Origin of the sequence: Corynebacterium suranareeae, from assembly GCF_002355155.1 — a bacterium.
Lineage (GTDB): Bacteria > Actinomycetota > Actinomycetes > Mycobacteriales > Mycobacteriaceae > Corynebacterium > Corynebacterium suranareeae.
The window spans coordinates 1,475,477-1,494,661 of record NZ_AP017369.1 but is presented as its reverse complement, the minus strand read 5'-3'; the positions used below and the strand labels follow the sequence as shown (position 1 = coordinate 1,494,661).

The following is a 19,185-nucleotide window of genomic DNA, read 5'->3' as shown; positions in this document are numbered from 1 at the left end:
TTGTGTTTGGCTAGTCACAATGGTGTGGCAGGTGCAATCAGATTAATTGCTGTTAGATCTTGGCCGGAGCCATGGTCTTAGGACCACGGTTGAGCGCGATCTGACCGGATTGAATCAGTTCGCGGATTCCGAATGGCTCCATCACATCAAGCAAAGCACGAAGCTTGCCTGGGGTACCTGTGGATTCAATAACCACAGAATCTGGAGCCACGTCGACGACTCGGGCGCGGAAGATGTTCGCGGCGTCAACGATCTGCGGACGGTTGGTGCTGTCCGCAGAGACCTTAACCAGCATGATTGCGCGGGCGATAGTGGTCTCTTCATCAAGTCGCACGACTTTGAGCACCGGGATCAGCTTGTTGAGCTGCTTGGTGATCTGCTCAATGTTGAGCTCGTCGGCGTCGACAACAACCGTGATGCGGTTGATGCCATGTGTTTCGGTCTTTGCGGACACGAGGGACACGAGGTTGAATGCGCGTCGGGTAAACATTCCTGATACGCGGGAAATGATTCCGTCGACGTCCTGAACCAGAACGGAGAGGATGTGACGGGTGATGTCAGAGTTAGCCATCTTTTTTCTCCTTATGCCTCGGTCGATTCAACTGATGCATGAATATCTGCAGGGTCTTCTGCAGCTGATTCGTCGCCGTCGAAGAATGGGCGTAGGCCTCGTGCGTACTGGATATCGGTGTTGGATGATCCAGCGGACACCATTGGCCACACCTGTGCGTCTTCACCAACGATGAAGTCGATGACTACTGGGCGGTCGTTGATCTCTCGAGCCTTTTGGATGGCTGGCAGTACTTCCTCCGCTTTGGTGACGCGGATGGCAACACAGCCAAGTCCCTCAGAAAGGGTTACAAAGTCGGGCATGTACTCGCCCTGGTTACGAAGTTTAGTATTTGAGTACCGTCCTTCATAAAACAGGGTCTGCCATTGGCGCACCATGCCCAGGTTTCCGTTGTTGATCAGTGCGATTTTAATGGGGAAACCTTCAACTGCCGCGGTGGTGAGTTCCTGGTTGGTCATCTGGAAACAGCCATCGCCGTCAATTGCCCAGACTTCCTTGTCAGGAGCTCCGGCTTTTGCCCCTAGAGCTGCAGGAACTGCATAACCCATGGTGCCTAGTCCACCTGAGTTCAGCCAGGTGCGTGGCTTTTCAAAATCAACGAATTGAGCTGCCCACATTTGGTGCTGGCCAACGCCGGCGCAGTAGATTGCGTCGGGTCCGACCTCCTTGGACAAAGTCTCAATGACAAACTGTGGTGCCAACAGATCGCCTGGCTGCTCATCGTAGCCACGTGGGAAACGTGACTTTAGACCCTTAAGGTAATCAACCCACTCAGAGATATCTTCAGACTGAGTTTTGCTTGCCTTGGTGGTTTCCAACAGGCGTGCAAGAACTTCGCGGGCATCGCCAACGATTGGGACTTCTACCTGTTTAATCTTGCCGATTTCAGCAGGGTCAATATCCGCGTGAATAATCTTGGCATCAGGTGCAAAGGAATCAACGTCGCCGGTCACACGGTCATCAAAACGAGAACCAATTGCAATCAGCAGATCGCTTCGCTGCAGTGCACCAACAGCAGACACTGAACCGTGCATGCCTGGCATACCCATGTGAAGGTCGTGGGACTCGGGGAAGGAGCCCAGTGCCATCAAGGTCGTAACAACTGGAATTCCAGTGTATTCAGCAAATGCACGCAACTCCTCGTGTGCATCAGCCTTGATTACACCGCCACCAACGTAAAGGACGGGCTTTTTGGCTTGGCCAATCAGTTTTACTGCCTGCTCGATTTGTCGAGCGTGTGGGGTGGTGACTGGTCGGTAACCTGGCAGATCGATCTTTGGAGGCCAAACGAAATCAAGCTCAGCGTTTTGGACATCCTTGGGAATATCCACCAAGACGGGTCCTGGGCGTCCAGTAATGGCCAAGTGGAATGCTTCAGCAAGTGCTTGTGGAATGTCATTGGGGTTGGTGACCATGAAGTTGTGCTTGGTCACTGGCATGGTGACACCACGAATATCGGCTTCTTGGAAAGCGTCAGTGCCGAGCAAGCTGCTGCCAACCTGACCGGTGATGGCAACCATTGGTACGGAATCCAAGTTTGCATCGGCGATCGGGGTAACCAGGTTTGTTGCACCTGGTCCGGACGTTGCAATGCACACTCCAACTCGGCCGGTAACTTGCGCGTAGCCAGTTGCTGCGTGTCCAGCACCCTGCTCGTGGCGGACCAGTACGTGGCGAACCTTCTTTGAGGAATATAGCGGGTCATATACGGGTAGCACCGCACCACCAGGAATACCGAACACGATGTCGGCGTCAAGCTCCTCGAGCGATCGAACAATTGCCTGTGCGCCTGTCATCCGCTCAGGGGCGGCGGACCGACTACGGTTTGCAACCGTGGCGGGAGTGGGCTGTTGAGAAGCTGCCACATTCACGACTTTCTGGCTCCTTTACTACATAAGGATTTTTACGGAAACTTGCGCTTTGTCCAAAAGACTAAGCACGAATCCCCTATTTAAATTGTTCCGACGCGGATGCGTGTGCACGCAGTGCGACAGATGTCTGTTGCAATGTTGGTTACTTGGGTCATAACCAACAAGAAAGCCCTCGGTCCAACACTGTGGTGAGTGTTGTCGAGGGCGCTTGACGAGACGACTTGGAAGGCCGTTACGGCAGGCGCCGCGCGGTTACTACTACAAGTCGAAGAATGGTCATGGTGTGTCATGCTACACACATCAACATTCCAATTCCACATGGCACAGTAATTCTTCACCCCCAAAACTCCCCCACCTTTGCAAATCAATCAGGATTCTCACAATTTCCAACCAGCATCTCACCACATTTCAGCGCTAGCCTGGGGACATGATTTTAGGTGTACCCATTGGTTATCTCCTCTACACATGGTGGAATTGGATTGTTGATACAGGTTTTGATTTAGCAATCATCCTGGTTCTTGCCTTTTTAGTACCGCGCATTGGCAGATTAGCAATGCGCTTTATCAAGCATCGTGTGGAGTCAGCGGCAGACGTTGATACGACAAAGAATCAGCTCGCATTCGCCGGCGTGGGTGTCTACATCGCACAAATCGTGGCGTTTTTCCTCCTCGCTGTCTCGGCGATGCAGGCCTTTGGATTCTCACTTGCAGGCGCAGCGATCCCCGCGACCATTGCTTCCGCTGCCATTGGTTTGGGTGCTCAATCTATTGTTGCTGACTTTTTGGCAGGGTTTTTCATCCTTACGGAAAAGCAGTTCGGTGTCGGCGACTGGGTGCGCTTTGAGGGCAATGGCATCGTCGTTGAAGGCACCGTCATTGAGATCACCATGCGTGCAACAAAGATTCGCACAATCGCGCAGGAAACAGTGATCATTCCAAACTCCACGGCGAAGGTGTGCATCAATAATTCCAACAACTGGTCGCGCGCGGTTGTTGTCATTCCAATTCCGATGCTTGGCTCGGAAAACATCACTGATGTCATCGCACGCTCAGAAGCTGCCACCCGCAGGGCTCTTGCGCAAAAAGACATTGCTCCAGAGATCTTGGGCGAGTTGGACGTGCATCCTGCCACCGCCGTCACCCCGCCAACCGTGGTGGGAATGCCGTGGATGGTCACCATGCGTTTCCTCGTTCAAGTCACCGCAGGTAATCAATGGCTTGTCGAACGCGCCATCCGCACCGAAATCATCAGCGAATTCTGGGAAGAATACGGCAGCGCCACCACGACCTCGGGCACCGTCATCGACTCCCTCACCGTTGCCCACGAGGAAAATACTTCGCTTGTCGACGCCTCCCCCCACGCCCTCAAGGAACCGAAGCCGGAGGCTGCCGCGACGGTTGCATCGCTTGCTGCATCGTCGTCTAGCGACGACGATGCAAACACAGTAATCAGTGCCGGAAATCCAGAAAAGGCCCTTGACTCTGACGTTATGGAGCAAGAACTTTCTGAGGATGAAACCCCAGACACCAACAAAGATGATCACTCTCTAAGAGGCTTTTTCCGCACCGATTATTATCCAAAGCGTTGGCAAAAGATTTTATCGCTCGGTGGGCGAACCCGCATGAGCACAACCTTGCTGCTCGGCGCTTTGATGTTGTTATCTCTGTTTAAGGTGATGACCGTGGAACCAAGTGAAAACTGGCAAAACTCCAGCGGATGGTTCTCACCAAGCACAACCACCACCACTGAAACGACCACTGAAGAAACCCCGGCACCAGTGACAGAAAACTTCACTACAGAACCCACGCCAATAGATACGCCACCGATGGAAACAAGCGTCGAAACGCAATCTGAAACCTTTATCCCTGAAACCGTAACCCCTCAATCAGCCGCAACCACTGAGCCAAGCGAGGAAGAGACGCAGCAGGATAATCCAATTTGGCCGTCGACGACTGCGTCGCAGACGCAGACCCCAGAATCAAGGGCAACGGTTGAGCAAACTACCGAGCCAACGCCCACCCAGTAAGACACTGATTACAGTCGTGTCCCATTTGTTTACTACTATGAGGAATTATGAGTTCAGACGCAGAAAAGGCATCAGTGGAGCTTTCAGAAAAATTTCACCCAGAACGCACCCACATTTTGGGCGCAATCGTCTTTGGCCTGATCTCATTACTCGTCATCGGCGCAGCACCCCAATACCTATTTTGGCTGCTCGCACTTCCCCTCATTTTCATCTACTGGGTCCTAAAATCATCCACGATTGTTGATGAACAGGGCATTACCGCAAACTACGCCTTCAAAGGTAAAAAGGTTGTGGCCTGGGAAGACCTCGCCGGAATCGGATTCAAAGGTGCCCGCACTTTTGCCCGCACCACCTCCGATTCTGAAGTCACCCTCCCTGGAGTTACCTTCAACTCCCTCCCCCGCCTGGAAAAAGCTTCCTATGGCCGAATTCCTGACGCAATTACTGCAAGCCAGGAAGCAGCAGACGGCAAGGTCGTTGTGGTGCAGGAAGATGGATACTCAGTGATGATGTCCAAGGAAGAGTACCTAGAGCGTCAAAAGGCACTTGGTAAACCAGTCCAGCTGAACTTCGATGACAACGAAACAACCGGGAATACAACAGAAACAAAAGACGTTGAAGCCCAAGAGACCGAAGAAGCAATTTCGGAATCACCACATCGTGATAACCCAGCGTCACAACACTAAGGTGTAAAAAGCAGTCCGAACCAAAGGTCCAAAACTTCGCACTTATAAAAGCTCACCCAAGTTTTTACAGTGCCGTTGATTCTTGACAACCACCCGCAGCTCTAACGAGCAGATTTGAAAAGCGCATCATGATCCCACTTCGTTCAAAAGTCACCACCGTCGGTCGCAATGCAGCTGGCGCTCGCGCCCTTTGGCGTGCAACCGGCACCAAGGAAAACGAGTTCGGCAAGCCAATCGTGGCCATTGTTAACTCTTACACCCAGTTCGTGCCCGGACACGTTCACCTTAAGAACGTCGGCGACATTGTAGCGGATGCAGTGCGCAAAGCCGGTGGCGTTCCAAAGGAATTCAACACCATTGCTGTCGACGACGGCATCGCCATGGGACACGGCGGCATGCTGTACTCCCTACCTTCTCGTGAAATCATCGCCGACTCCGTCGAGTACATGGTCAACGCTCACACCGCTGACGCCATGGTATGTATCTCCAACTGCGATAAAATCACCCCGGGCATGCTCAATGCAGCAATGCGTCTGAACATCCCCGTAGTCTTTGTCTCCGGTGGCCCAATGGAAGCAGGCAAGGCTGTTGTTGTAGACGGCGTTGCCCACGCACCAACCGACCTGATCACCGCGATCTCGGCATCTGCTAGCGACGCTGTTGATGATGCAGGTCTAGCAGCCGTTGAAGCATCCGCTTGCCCAACCTGCGGTTCCTGCTCCGGCATGTTCACTGCAAACTCCATGAACTGCCTCACCGAAGCACTCGGACTTTCCCTCCCAGGAAACGGCTCCACCCTGGCTACCCACGCAGCTCGTCGTGCACTGTTTGAAAAAGCTGGCGAAACCGTAGTCGAGCTTTGCCGCCGCTACTACGGCGAAGAAGACGAGTCCGTCCTGCCTCGCGGAATTGCCACCAAGAAGGCTTTCGAAAACGCAATGGCACTGGACATGGCCATGGGTGGATCCACTAACACCATCCTGCACATCCTTGCTGCTGCTCAAGAAGGCGAAGTTGATTTCAACCTAGCCGACATCGACGAGCTCTCCAAGCAAGTCCCCTGCCTGTCCAAGGTTTCACCAAACTCCGATTACCACATGGAAGACGTTCACCGTGCCGGTGGCATCCCAGCACTGCTCGGCGAACTCAACCGTGGCGGACTACTCAACACCGATGTCCACTCAGTTCACTCCAACGACCTGGAAAGCTGGCTCAGCGACTGGGACATCCGCTCTGGCAACACCACCGACGAAGCAATCGAACTCTTCCACGCCGCACCAGGTGGAATTCGCACCACCGAAGCATTCTCCACCGAAAACCGCTGGGATGAACTCGACACCGACGCTGCCAAGGGCTGCATCCGCGACGTCGAACACGCATACACCGCCGACGGTGGCCTCGTTGTGCTTCGTGGCAACATCTCCCCTGACGGTGCCGTGATCAAGTCTGCCGGCATCGAAGAAGAACTGTGGAACTTCACCGGCCCAGCACGCGTTGTGGAAAGCCAGGAAGAAGCAGTCTCCGTCATCTTGACCAAGACCATCCAAGCTGGCGAAGTTCTAGTTGTCCGCTACGAAGGACCATCCGGTGGACCAGGCATGCAGGAAATGCTCCACCCAACCGCATTCCTCAAGGGATCCGGTCTGGGCAAAAAGTGTGCACTAATCACCGACGGTCGTTTCTCCGGCGGATCCTCAGGTCTGTCCATCGGCCACGTCTCCCCAGAAGCTGCCCACGGTGGAGTTATCGGATTGATCGAAAATGGCGATATCGTCACCATCGACGTCCACAACCGCAAGCTCGAAGTTCAGGTTTCCGACGAAGAACTCCAACGCCGCCGCGACGCCATGAACGCATCCGACAAGCCATGGCAGCCAGTAAACCGTAACCGCGTAGTCACCAAGGCTCTGCGCGCTTACGCAAAGATGGCCACCTCTGCCGACAAGGGCGCAGTCCGTCAGGTTGACTAACCTTTAGGTTCGTAGTTTGAGCACCGGTTCCCTACTTTGGGAGCCGGTGCTTTTGCTTGGGTGCGTTTTGGAGGAATGGCCTACGTCAGGTTTTTGTTGGCAGGCGATTTAAAGAGGTGAAGTTCCTCAGATGAGTCAAAGTATGGATGAGGGCTTTTTAGGTGCTTAGAAGCGCCGCTGGGAGTGGTTAATTTTGGGACTCTTGGGGCAGATGTGAAACCTGAAGGCTTACTGATCAAGAATTCGTTCACATAGCACTAATGAAGCCTTAAATCGAAAGAATTTTTGCATCAACTGCCGCCATTCGTGCAAATATTCGATTACTTTCCGTGGCGAGCCACTGAATTGGAACGAATTTTCGCACATAATTGCGATTATGGAGGCAATTAGGGGGCAAGCCCTTAAGAAGGTTAGCAATTGAAGCATTCCGGCACGCCTGTGTTCCACTAGGACGACTTCTCGGCAGGCGACTTCTTGCCCTCAACTTCTCATAGGACGGCTTCGCTATGGTTTTCCTGGCTTTCCCGACGACTGATGTCGTATGAAGTTGAGTACGTGAAGTCGTCACCGTGAAGTCGTAGGTTAGTACCTACGAAGCTCTGGGTTGCTGGTCTCTGCATTACTTAAGTTCGAGATCACACTTTCGAGACCTCATACTCAATTTCTTATTTTCGAAACCGTTAGGAAATCAGCCAAAAACCTAAAGGTATCGAACTTGCGAAATTGAGCGCAAGAAATTGAGCACAAGGTATTGCACTTAAGAAATCGAAACCGTGATCTCGAACTTAACGCCCCATACAGCACCGAAAACCACCACTACCCAAAAAGCCACACAAAGAACCCCAAACAGAAAAAGACCCTCACAAGGAGGGTCTCTTCTTAAAAATCAGCTACGCAATCGGATTGACTCCTGCGCCAAACCACCAGAGCAATACTGCACCTGCGATTCCGATGATCACGAAGATCCAGGAGCTTGCAAGTGGACGCTTTGCCCAGCCGCGACCAGAATCAAGTGAAATTTTTCCTGGCCCTGTGAACTGCAAACCAATGACAACGATGGTCAAAATTAGTGCCAGCATCAATGGTTCACTGAGTTCTCCCCAGCTACCTTCATGGGTGTTGACCTGATGAAGGGTGGTAAAGGAAGTAGCGACCGTGGCAACTGCAGCTGCGACTGGTGTCATCAGTCCAAGTAGAAGGAAGACACCAGCTGCCAACTCAATGGATGGCAGGAGGATCGCTAGGATTTCTGGCCATTGGTAGCCGGCAAAATCTGCTTCAAGCCCAGCTAGTCCTGCGGAGCCTCCGAGAGTAAAGAAGGTAAAGACTCCGCGAACGATGAGGTAAACGCCGATGACAGCTCGGATAATTAACAGACCAAAATCGAGGGTGCCGCGGCGGGCGTCTTCGATAATTTGTGGCTGTTCTGCAAATACTGGTTGCTCAGCCACAGCGGCAGCCCCAGCTGGTGCAAAATCTGAATCAGTATATGGTTCAGAGTAAACAGGCTGTGGCTCATAAGCTGGTTCTTCAGGGCGGCTAAGCTGTCTCGTTACTTGAGTTGGTGGAGCCGGGGGCTGGCTCTGCTGATACGTTGTCGGCGCATCAGAGGCTAAAGAATCACTGGCTGCTGGCGTGACAGTCGTTGGGGCGTCAGAACCTGCAGCTGCATTAGCTGTTTGATTATCTGGACGCTCAAACGCGGTGGTTTCCGTTGAGTCAGAAGCCGGAGTCGCAGGGGCAGCGGGTGGGATATTTTGCGGAGCAGCTCGTCCGGTTCGATCGTATAAGCTTCCGAGACGCTCTGACGCCGTTGCGGAATTCGCGGATGGTGATGCCCCTTTATAGGTAGGGATGGATGAATCATCATCAAGATCATGAAGATCTGGTTGATCATAATTCTTGTTTGAATTTCGCGAGTTGTCAGTCATGTGCCCTAGAATATGCGATTTAACTGCGCCGAGGTGGAAATAACTTCGGCGCGCCACCAAATGCTATGTGACTGTTATGCAGTGCAGGTGTCTAATTGGCGGTGTAGCGCACTGGCTTCAGCTTCGGTGACCCACACTTGATAGCGGTCTTTGATCGTAATGATTTTTTGAGCATATTCGCACCTAAATGACCTATTTGGTGGAAGCCATGTGGCAGCATCTCCAGCACCTTTTTGTTGGTTTAGTGAGCCTTTAACAGCCAAAAGGTTGTCTGGATCATTGGCGAAGTCTTTACGGGTTTGTTCATCCCATTGTTGTGCACCTTTCACCCATGCATCATGCAGTGGTACCAGGTGATCAATTTGAACTTCGCTTGACCGTTCTCCCCTGACAAAGTCAATGATTTCACCAGAAAATGGATCGTCAAGAGTGCCGTTTTCTACGATGCACCCGTGTGTACCTTCACGGAGCTGGATGCCGGTGAGGTCTCGTTGCAAAATGTCATTTCGGGTATCGCAGCCGTTGTGCCCAAACGCCACGGTGACATCATCGGTCCACGCGGAACCAAATTTTTCTCTCTCATACCCAGTAGCTGGTGCCCTGCCTTTAATAGCCAAAGAATCCAGCATGGTTCGATATTCCATTGCCGGGGATTCTGCCGTGGTTGTTTCTGTGACAACGGGAATTTCATCAGCATCCCCGTCGATCACAAATGCAATGACTGCGATTGCTGCGACTACTACCGTGATGATGCTCGAAATTAGGCCCTTAATTTTCTTAGTTGACCTGCGCATCGATGTTTTATTGAGAGATCTGGACATGATGGTTTCACACCTTAGCAATCACCTGCGACATCACTGAGCATCACCCCGAACATTTGTTCCCTCATTGATTTTTCCCACCGCACGTAATATTGTTGACATATCATCTAAATTTCTTTGAGAGGACAACTAACATGGCAGAGTCATCGTCAGACTGGGCTGGCGCCCCACAAAATGCATCTCAAAACGGCGAATTCGTACGCGATACCAACTACATCGATGACCGAATTGTTGCCGATATTCCAGCAGGATCAGATCCAGTAGCGCAAGAAGACGGCACTTTCCATTGGCCTGTAGAGGCAGGTCGTTACCGTCTTGTAGCAGCTCGTGCATGCCCCTGGGCTCATCGCACGGTTATCACTCGCCGTCTCCTTGGCTTAGAAAACGTGATCTCTTTAGGTCTTACCGGCCCGACCCACGACGTTCGTTCCTGGACGTTTGACCTGGACCCTAATCACCTTGATCCGGTCTTGCAGATTCCCCGACTTCAGGATGCCTACTTCAACCGTTTCCCCGATTACCCTCGAGGCATCACTGTGCCTGCGATCGTTGAGGAATCATCCAAGAAGGTGGTCACCAATGACTACCCTTCGATCACCATTGATTTCAATCTGGAGTGGAAGCAGTTCCACCGCGAGGGCGCACCTGACCTCTACCCCGAGGAACTGCGCGAAGAGATGGCGCCGGTGATGAAACGCATCTTCACCGAGGTCAACAACGGCGTTTACCGGACCGGCTTTGCCGGTAGCCAGGAAGCACACAACGAGGCGTACGAGCGCCTTTGGGTTGCATTGGACTGGCTAGAAGAACGCTTATCGACGCGTCGTTACCTCATGGGCGATCACATCACCGAGGCCGATATCCGCCTCTACCCCACCCTCGTTCGCTTTGATGCCGTTTACCACGGACACTTTAAGTGTGGTCGCAACAAGATCACCGAGATGCCAAATCTCTGGGGCTATCTTCGTGACCTTTTCCAGACTCCTGGGTTTGGTGACACCACCGACTTCACCGAGATCAAGCAACACTATTACATCACTCACGCTGAGGTCAATCCAACCCAGATCGTGCCAGTGGGTCCTGATCTTTCCGGTTTTGCCACACCTCATGGTCGTGAAAAGCTCGGCGGATCCCCATTTGCTGAAGGTGTGACACTTCCTGGACCAATTCCAGCTGGCGAGGAAGTAAAAAATCCAGAAGCATTTCAGAAGTAATTAAGGGCGCAACCCTTCAATTGCAGCATCCACAACGGCGTCTGTGAGTCTAGCTAGCGATCTAGATTCCAGGCGCCATCGTTGCCAATACATGGGTGTATCGATGGGTGTGCCATCTAAGATCACCACATCACCCGCATCAAGCATGGGGGCTGCTTGAGCTTCTGGAAGTAATCCCCAACCAAGACCTCTAGACACCGCTTCGCCAAAACCTTCAGCGGACGGCACGATGGAAATTCTCCGCCGTCCCACGGGTCCCTCCACTCGCCCGTCAAGGTCTCTGTCTTGAAGAACATCTTTCGGCCCAAAGCGCAGCACTGGCATCGCTGCCCAATCAAGTTTTCCGTCCACCATGTACGCGTCGCGCAAAGCTGGGGTGGCGATTGCCAAATGGCGCATGGTACCTAATTCAATTACTTCACATCCGGCTACTGGATTGGCTTCGCGGGTGACTGCGCCTAAGACATCACCACGGCGAAGCAGCGATAGTGTGTGCGCTTCATCTTCAAGTCGCAGCGTTAAGGTTGCCCCACCCCAGGACGCCACCTCGTTGAACGCTGGCGGAAACCACGTAGAAAGTGAATCCGCATTAATTGCGATGGTCAGTGGAATCTCAGCAAGCCTACCTGACAGCTGCGCTCTCGTTTCTGCCTGCAACAAGGCCATTTTCCTTGCCGCTTGCACTAATACTTCGCCTGCTTCTGTGGCTTTTGCTGGCTGAGTTCGAGAGACCAGCACTCGGCCGACGTGATGTTCTAGCGCTTTAACGCGTTGGCTCACAGCAGAGGGTGAGATGGATAGAGCCAAGGAGGCGCCTTCGAAGCTGCCTTCATCGATGATGGACAGCAGCGTTTCCAAATGCAAAGGGTTCATGAAGCAATTCTAAACCATGTTAAGAACCAATCATTTTACTTAAGTACTTTCATAGGTGACGATGTATCACATGGGAATCTTCATTACAGGTCTGCTTTTGGGGGCCAGTCTTTTGCTGTCCATCGGTCCGCAGAATGTACTGGTGATTAAACAAGGAATTAAACGCGAAGGCCTTTTGGCTGTCATCCTTGTCTGCTTAGTTTCTGATGTCTTCTTGTTCACCGCAGGCACCTTGGGCGTTGATCTATTATCTACAGCTGCGCCGATCGTTTTGGATATTATGCGCTGGGCCGGCATAGCCTATCTGCTGTGGTTTGCTGTCATCGCAGCGAAAGATGCCATTGGCAACAAAGTTGAGGCACCGAAGATCGTCGAAGAAACAGAACCCACAGTTCCAGATGGCACACCTCATGGCGGTTCGGCCGTGGCCACTGACACGCGTAGCCGTGTAAGGGTGAAGGTGGGCGTCGAAAAGCAGCGTGTTTGGGTAAAGACTATGCTGATGGCGATCGTATTGACCTGGTTAAACCCAAATGCGTACTTGGACGCATTTGTCTTTATCGGTGGCGTGGGCGCGCAGTACGGCGAAACCGGACGCTGGATTTTCGCGGCAGGCGCATTCTTAGCCAGCTTGATCTGGTTCCCGCTGGTTGGCTATGGCGCGGCAGCCCTGTCACGCCCGCTATCCAGCCCCAAAGTGTGGCGCTGGATCAACGTCGGCGTGGCAATCGTGATGACCGCATTGGCCATCAAATTGATGCTCCTGGGTTAGTTTTCCCTAGTTTTTGAGTCAGTGGCTTTAGCCCAGATATTGATTCCCGCATCATGGGAGATCTCATCAATTGCTTCTAACTCGGCCTCAGAAAACTCCAGATTATTCAGCGCATCAAGGCTATTGTCCAGCTGGCGCACTGATGACGCACCGATCAACGCGCTGGTCACAGTATCTGCACCGTATTCGCCCTGCTCACGCAAAACCCAGGCAAGAGCCATCTGAGCAAGGGATTGGCCGCGTTCTTGGGCGATGTCATTGAGCTTGCGGACCATATCAATATTGTCCACGCTCAACATACCTTCTGACAAAGACTTACCCTGGCTAGCCCTGGATCCTTCCGGAATGCCATCAAGGTATTTATCAGTCAAAAGACCCTGCGCAAGCGGTGAAAATGCAATGACGCCAAGTCCATTGTTGGCAGCTGACTGCAGCAAGCTTTCGCCGTCATCGCCAGGCTCCTCCACCCACCGATTAATGATGGAATAACTTGGCTGATGAATCAGCAGCGGGCAGCCCTCCTCTGCCATGAACTCAGCAGCCTCTGCGGTTAGCTCTGGCCCATAGGAAGAAATACCTACATAAAGCGCTTTTCCAGATGCCACGATATCGCGCAATGCGTACATGGTTTCTTCCAAAGGGGTCTCTGGGTCTGGGCGGTGGTGGTAGAAAATATCTACATAGTCCAAGCCCAAACGATCAAGTGACTGATCCAGGGAGCTCATCAAATATTTACGTGAACCACCAAAGCCATAAGGGCCGGGCCACATATCCCAACCAGCTTTGGAAGAAATGATCAGCTCATCGCGGTAATTTTTCAGATCTTCGCGAAGGATCCTGCCAAAATTGGTTTCTGCAGATCCTGCTGGTGGGCCATAATTATTTGCTAAATCAAAGTGGGTGACTCCCCTATCAAACGCGCGGTGAATAATGTCGCGCTGTGTTGCTAGAGGTTTATCATCACCGAAGTTGTGCCACATTCCAAGCGAAATTGCTGGAAGCTTCAGCCCGGAGTTTCCTACCTTGCGGTAGATCATATTGTCATAGCGATTGTCTGCTGGTTGATATGCCATGACTGCCATTGTGCTCAGTTTGCCGCGTTTGTGCCACGTAAATGAATAAAGCAGGCTTAAAGCAGCCAATCCTAGGTGGGTTGACTGCTTTAAGGCTGCTTTAAACGTGCTTTAAATGCGGTGAATTATGCGACTTACTTAACCAAGCCGAATCCGCCGGTCCAGCTGATCTTCTCAGAACCAGCAAGGGTGAGCTGCAAGAAACCAACAGCTTCAAGCTCGTGAACGCGCTTGAGGGAACCTGCATCAAGTGCGTCTAAGCCGCCAGCGTTGACATCAGTAATCAGAGCGTGCTTGGCATCTGCATCATCGCCTGCAACCAGCACGGTGGTAGTGATATCACCGATCTTTCCGGTGGACAAGGTAGCTGCAAAGTTGGTGTTGAAAGCCTTCAGTACGCGAGACTGTGGCAGCTTAGCTTGAATCTCAGCGGTAGCGGAAGATCCGACTGGAACAACGAGGGAATCGAAGGTCTCAAAGTTTAGTGGGTTGGTGATGTCAATAACGGTCTTGCCTGCAAGCTCATCCTTGTGAGCTGCAATGATGGAATCAACAGCTGGGTAAGGAACAGCGAGGATAACAACGGAACCGTTAATCTTTGCGGAAGCAGAATCTGCAGAACCAATGTGCTCTACAGTTGCGCCCCCCTTGGTGAGGATGCCTGCGATAGCGGTTGCCATGTTGCCGCGGCCGAAGATGGTGTAAGTGGTCATTGTGTTGTTCTCCTTGTGTGTAGCGGTTTCGGTTTGAGTCATTGCTGGGGAAACGTCTTTGTTTCCAAAGAGTTTGTTGAGCAGTTCTTTGATCATGGTCCCTACTTTAACGCTAAATTGCTTGACTTGTCAAGTAAATTCTTTAAAAGAAATGCTCCCCCGAAGGAGAGCACATCTTTTTAATTGAGGTTTTTAGCAGCTCACAGGCGCTTTGAAGCATAACATCCAAGATACAACACTGTGCCAAAAGGCCACCTCACCAATCCCTCCCATCTGGAGGCGAATCTGATTCACCATCTCGCTTGATGTCGCTTATAGCGCTTTCTGCCAATCTAAGATAGAAATCTCGCTCGATTGAGCCGACTTTCATTGCACTAGCGATCGCTTGCGACCTGTCACGCTGCTCAATTGATTCAGGATAAGGTTCACCAACTGTTCCACTGCGAGAACCAAGAGTCGTCGCATCCCACAACGCTCGCATCAAAGCCGAAAGTACATCATTCCCCATCAATTTTGCAGAACGCAAAGCTGTAGCTACAAATTCCGAATATTCCCAAACGAATGTTCTAGGGACTTGCTTGAGAACTGCGGCGATTGCTTTAGTCAGCTCTTTTTTATTTTTTCCGACTTCATCTACCAAGAATTGAACAATCTCAGCATCAAAATCTTTAACAATCGCCGCAAACAACTCGGCCCTTTGCTCTCGTTGAAAGGTCGAATCTTGAATCTCCGCGACCCATTCTAGAACTTCATGAATAATGGGAAGGAACTTGTCAGTACCGCGTATTTGGAGCTCAGCCTGCCAAGAAAAAGGCAACGCTCTATAACCATCGACCCGATTAGCACTTTCGCTTCTCAATACCCGTGCTTTCAAAAGATCCACTATCCAAATTGGATCTAATTTTGAACGGTCTGCGAGAGCTTTAATTACCCAAGTAGAGTCGATTCGAGGTAACACAATCAGATCTTCAAGCATCACGTCAAGTTCTGAACTTGAGAAATCATTCCACGAAAGACCAGCTCTTTCATCAAAAGCAGCAAAAATCTTATCTGCCAAAACAGCATCCTCTCCAAATCTAAAAGCAACAAAAATTTGCTTCGCTTCTTGAGGTGATTCACGAGCTAATACTGGAATAACTTGAGCAATACTCAAGCGAACAAGCTGTTCAGGGTCTTTAGCCAAGTCAATAATTAAGTTCAGTTCACCAGGGTGGAGAGCTCGTCCGGATCGATGCCACCCCAATGATTGAACCGCTGCAAGACGTCTATGTTCTGCCTCTCCTGAGATCAGACTCTTAATATGATTGAATGCTGCTCCTGGAGCTACTGCTGCGTATGTTCCTAAGATAATCGAAAGTAGCGGATCATAAATCGAAGAGGGGGAATCTTGCAGTGATGAAAGAATTTTTGGCACAATACCTGGCAGGTTTTCAATAACAGCCATTAAAAATGCATAAGAACTAATTGCACTGCTTTGAAAAACCTCCTTTTCAGCTTTTAGCCGTACAGTAAGAAGATCAAATACTTCAATTTCAGTTAGATGCGCTAGGTCGAATATAACACTCTGAATATATGCATCAATCTCTAAATGAATTGAGTTTAATTCTTCATTTCTGGTGTCGAAGAAACCTTCCCAATTCCCATGAAGTGCAAAAGCAAATCTTGACTCTATGTCGCCCGGGAGCGAATCTACAAGGTCTCTCGCTGCATCGTGAGCCAATCCAGCGCCATAAGCCACATGCCAACGTAGGATTTCCCGAATACTAACTATAATTGCAGGGTCTAATTCGCTATCAATAACGATAGTTCCCAATCTTGAAATAATATCAACAAAAATATCGGTCCATCCGTCATGAAAATTCTTGTTTTTGATGCTCCCGGGGGAATACTGAATCGCTAGTCCAATAAATTTTACGGCATCTCCAGCATGCTGAAGATTCAATGAACAAAGTTCGTTGAATGCAAGGTCGATAGCCTTCTGGCGAACCTGCGCGACTCCTTTAGGATCAAATCCATATGTTCGAAATGTATAGACATAGCCGTCACCTAGAACTTCTTCTGCTTCAGTTGCCAAGATTGGTTCTAGTGCTTTAAAAGGTGAAATTTTTTGCGTTCCCGAAAACCACGTGGACGCAGTATCAATTATTTGATCGATAAACCATATCGGCTTTGTGCACTCCATTTTCGCAAGATGTCTTATCGCATCCAGCGCGCTGTCTGAACGACTTGACGTAGAAGACTCATCGAGTTGAGCCAAAGTCCATAATATGTTTAGTGCTTCTGGAAGTATCTCGGAGTTAAAAGCGGCTCGCTTGAGTAGTGAGGGCAATGTGTTCAATACTGCGCTGTAATCATTTCCATAAATGCTCAACCAAATTCGGTTTTCTTCGTGAACAACATTTGTGGGATTGTCAATAACCCACCGGACTATCTCCAACACCCGTTTTGGCTGAAAGTATGCTACTTTCTCAAGAGTTTTGAGAAGAGTACATCGATCAACCAAGTCCGCAACCATAATTCTCTTATTAAAGGAATCCCACAGAGGAGCAGCCAGTCCTTCTTTCGACCTATCCTGGTTTAGAAGTTGGTGGTCAACACGACTCGCATTAACAAAGAGGTGATCTCTGCTGTCCCCCTGGATCAAAGGTTCAATCCGTTCAAGGTACCCGGTACTCTCAAATATTCGTTCGTCAATTGCTGCTCTCGTCAATATAATATCTCCAAGGAGATCTGGCACAATCCGAATTGACCTGCCACGACGTCGCAAAATACCTGCTTCTTCGAGACTTCGTAATTGCCTTTGGATCTCGTCAAATGGCTTTCCGACAATATTCTCGAGAGACTGTCGGGCTGTTTGGTCATTTGATCTAAATGGTTGAAGCACAGAAAGAGCATCTAGGACTTTTCGTCTCAGAGACGGGTCAGTAGTTGATTGGTCCGTAACAAGTACATCATTAAACTTGTTTAAGATCGTTGATTGAACATTTCCACTTTGTTCGAGCGACAAAAGAGATAGTTCCTTCTGTCGGATTAGAGATCCACCAACAACAGTTATCAGTGGAAAGTCTGCTGTGAGTCCTGCAAGTCGATGGACTACCCTTTCAGAAATTTCCTCACCTAAAGCTTCACGAGCAAGTACAGATGCTTCTTCGAAGCTTAAGTCCTTGAGCTCTACTTCGACTGAAGATTCAGGAATAAGACCATTTTGCTCCAGGTCACTTTTCAGATATTGCCGACCATAAGGCCTTACTGCAAGAACTATGCTCGCCTTAGGGTTGCGACGCCAGATTCCCGAAATGATCTGGGAAACACTTGCTATCTCGTGGACATCATCAATCATCACAGTGAGATTTGAAACTTGAGGGAGTAATTCAAAATCTACTACCGATGTTTGGGAGTCACCAGGAAGTATCCGAACTTGAAAATCAGATGGCGCAAGTTCACAGAGCGCTTTCAAAAATCGTGTCTTACCAAGACCACCTGACCCGATCACAGTTGAAAGTGACATGTTTTTTGAGAACGCCAACAGTGCGACTTCGGCAAGTTCCTTCTCTCGACCTGCCAGATTCCAGCCATGGTTAAACAGTGGGTTCGAAGTTACATCAAAATACTCTTCTGCGAATAGCCACGGGCTTGGATTTGCAACACCCAGAAAAGGCTCTCGATACCCTGGAAAGTAGGTATCTACGATTCTCACAGCCACTTCCGTAGATAATGTCCTGATGTATCTAGAAATATCTTGACCATCCCAAAGCTCCCATTTGGGATGTCGATTTGCTTCTTTTCGAGCCTGTGGAGAGGCAATTTCACGGCTGAGAAACAAATAGTTCTTGGGAGCTTCGATTGTTACAGCATCAATTGCCTTTCGAACTGCTGCCGGGCCAAATTCCTTATGTCTCTTGCACTGACCAGTCCCGAGATTGACGCCCTCGCTGGTTACAAGAATATCGATGCCATCTTGCTTGTGTCCTCGACCGCCAAACAGGTGGGGTTGACCATTGGGAAAAATCAACCGCATGATTTCTACTAGTAGGTCTTCAAATCGTTCCTCAGGCAATTTATCAAGCGGAAGCGTACGAGTTAACGGGGTGACTGGAAGAGAAATCGAATTATCTGAGACTCGATATCCACCAACCTCAACAAGTTGATCCTCCTCGATTCCGAGGTGAAGAGAAAGTGTTGAAAGCGCTGTCCGTCGGGGCCTCGACCTACCCTTTTCCCACCCATCAACTGTTTGCTGTTTGACATCTAGCTGATCTGCCAGAGCTGACTGGCTAACTGTGAGAGCCTCGCGACATAATCGAATAAGTTGACCCAGTTTTAGGTAAGGAACATCATCCATATTTGCAGCCATAAACGAATATTACTTAATTGGCCACACGTACTGGTAAAACTATCGAAGATCTACCATGCTTCAGTCTGACATAACAGCCCAGCTTCAATAGTGAGACTACAAAACGACATCCAAACTCGGCAGACTTAGATCATAGGTTTTCAAAGCAATAAATTTCCCTATTGTGAATTGCCAAATTTGTGCTTTCCTTGTCGTCTTTGACATTTTGATCTGGCAAAATGTCAAGCCATTACCAATAACTTGGTGGCACACGAAAACCGTAGTGTAGGAAATTCTTATAAGAATTTCCTACACTACGGTTTAACGGCTA

Annotated in this window: 13 protein-coding genes; 5 read left to right on the top strand and 8 right to left on the bottom strand. The window is 50.2% G+C overall.

The features are described from left to right. Positions 1-52: 52 nt before the first annotated feature. Both ilvN and N24_RS07045 read right to left on the bottom strand, forming a co-directional pair. Positions 53-571 (bottom strand): acetolactate synthase small subunit, encoded by a 519-nt coding sequence (gene ilvN / locus N24_RS07050; RefSeq protein ID WP_096455579.1) that lies wholly within the window; start codon positions 569-571, stop codon positions 53-55. An 11-nt stretch (positions 572-582) separates the two neighbouring features. Then, positions 583-2,442, bottom strand: a complete 1,860-nt coding sequence (locus N24_RS07045; RefSeq protein ID WP_096455576.1) for an acetolactate synthase large subunit — start codon at positions 2,440-2,442, stop codon at positions 583-585. Positions 2,443-2,869: 427 nt separating this feature from the next. Between N24_RS07045 and N24_RS07040 the strand changes: the two genes are divergently transcribed. The 3 genes from N24_RS07040 to ilvD all read left to right on the top strand — a co-directional run bounded on the left by N24_RS07040 (position 2,870) and on the right by ilvD (position 7,124). Continuing rightward, a complete protein-coding gene (locus tag N24_RS07040; protein WP_096455574.1) occupies positions 2,870-4,468 on the top strand; it encodes a mechanosensitive ion channel family protein in 1,599 nt (532 codons plus the stop codon). Between the two features lie 47 nt (positions 4,469-4,515). Continuing rightward, on the top strand, positions 4,516-5,154 hold the full coding sequence (locus tag N24_RS07035) for a PH domain-containing protein (RefSeq protein ID WP_096455572.1): 639 nt from the start codon (positions 4,516-4,518) through the stop codon (positions 5,152-5,154). Between the two features lie 128 nt (positions 5,155-5,282). Further along, the gene (gene ilvD, locus N24_RS07030) at positions 5,283-7,124 is read left to right on the top strand and encodes a dihydroxy-acid dehydratase (protein WP_096455569.1); all 1,842 of its coding nucleotides are present in this window, start codon (positions 5,283-5,285) and stop codon (positions 7,122-7,124) included. Positions 7,125-8,014: 890 nt separating this feature from the next. On the opposite strand, the gene N24_RS07025 is transcribed toward ilvD, so the two are convergent. Both N24_RS07025 and N24_RS07020 read right to left on the bottom strand, forming a co-directional pair. Beyond that, positions 8,015-9,055, bottom strand: a complete 1,041-nt coding sequence (locus tag N24_RS07025) for a DoxX family membrane protein (RefSeq protein WP_096455567.1) — start codon at positions 9,053-9,055, stop codon at positions 8,015-8,017. Between the two features lie 74 nt (positions 9,056-9,129). After that, positions 9,130-9,876: an HNH endonuclease family protein gene (locus N24_RS07020; RefSeq protein WP_096455565.1), complete on the bottom strand. Its 747-nt coding sequence runs from the start codon at positions 9,874-9,876 to the stop codon at positions 9,130-9,132. 134 nt (positions 9,877-10,010) lie between these two features. On the opposite strand from N24_RS07020, the gene N24_RS07015 reads away from it, so the two are divergent. After that, on the top strand, positions 10,011-11,090 hold the full coding sequence (locus N24_RS07015) for a glutathione S-transferase family protein (protein WP_096455563.1): 1,080 nt from the start codon (positions 10,011-10,013) through the stop codon (positions 11,088-11,090). Here N24_RS07015 and N24_RS07010 read toward each other — a convergent pair whose 3' ends face one another. After that, entirely contained in the window at positions 11,091-11,963 is an 873-nt protein-coding gene (locus tag N24_RS07010; RefSeq protein ID WP_096455561.1) for a LysR family transcriptional regulator ArgP, read from the bottom strand. It lies immediately after the preceding gene. A 61-nt stretch (positions 11,964-12,024) separates the two neighbouring features. Between N24_RS07010 and lysE the strand changes: the two genes are divergently transcribed. Next, positions 12,025-12,735 (top strand): L-lysine exporter, encoded by a 711-nt coding sequence (gene lysE, locus N24_RS07005; RefSeq protein WP_096455559.1) that lies wholly within the window; start codon positions 12,025-12,027, stop codon positions 12,733-12,735. Here lysE and mgrA read toward each other — a convergent pair. The 3 genes from mgrA to N24_RS06990 all read right to left on the bottom strand — a co-directional run bounded on the left by mgrA (position 12,732) and on the right by N24_RS06990 (position 18,875). After that, positions 12,732-13,817, bottom strand: coding sequence for an L-glyceraldehyde 3-phosphate reductase (gene mgrA / locus N24_RS07000; RefSeq protein ID WP_096459890.1), 1,086 nt, complete (start codon positions 13,815-13,817; stop codon positions 12,732-12,734). The two genes, lysE and mgrA, sit on opposite strands and share 4 nt — an antisense overlap. Before the next feature lie 125 nt (positions 13,818-13,942). Then, on the bottom strand, positions 13,943-14,521 hold the full coding sequence (locus N24_RS06995; RefSeq protein WP_167382169.1) for an NADPH-dependent F420 reductase: 579 nt from the start codon (positions 14,519-14,521) through the stop codon (positions 13,943-13,945). A gap of 256 nt (positions 14,522-14,777) precedes the next feature. Beyond that, positions 14,778-18,875, bottom strand: a complete 4,098-nt coding sequence (locus N24_RS06990; protein WP_096455555.1) for a helix-turn-helix domain-containing protein — start codon at positions 18,873-18,875, stop codon at positions 14,778-14,780. Positions 18,876-19,185: the final 310 nt, after the last annotated feature.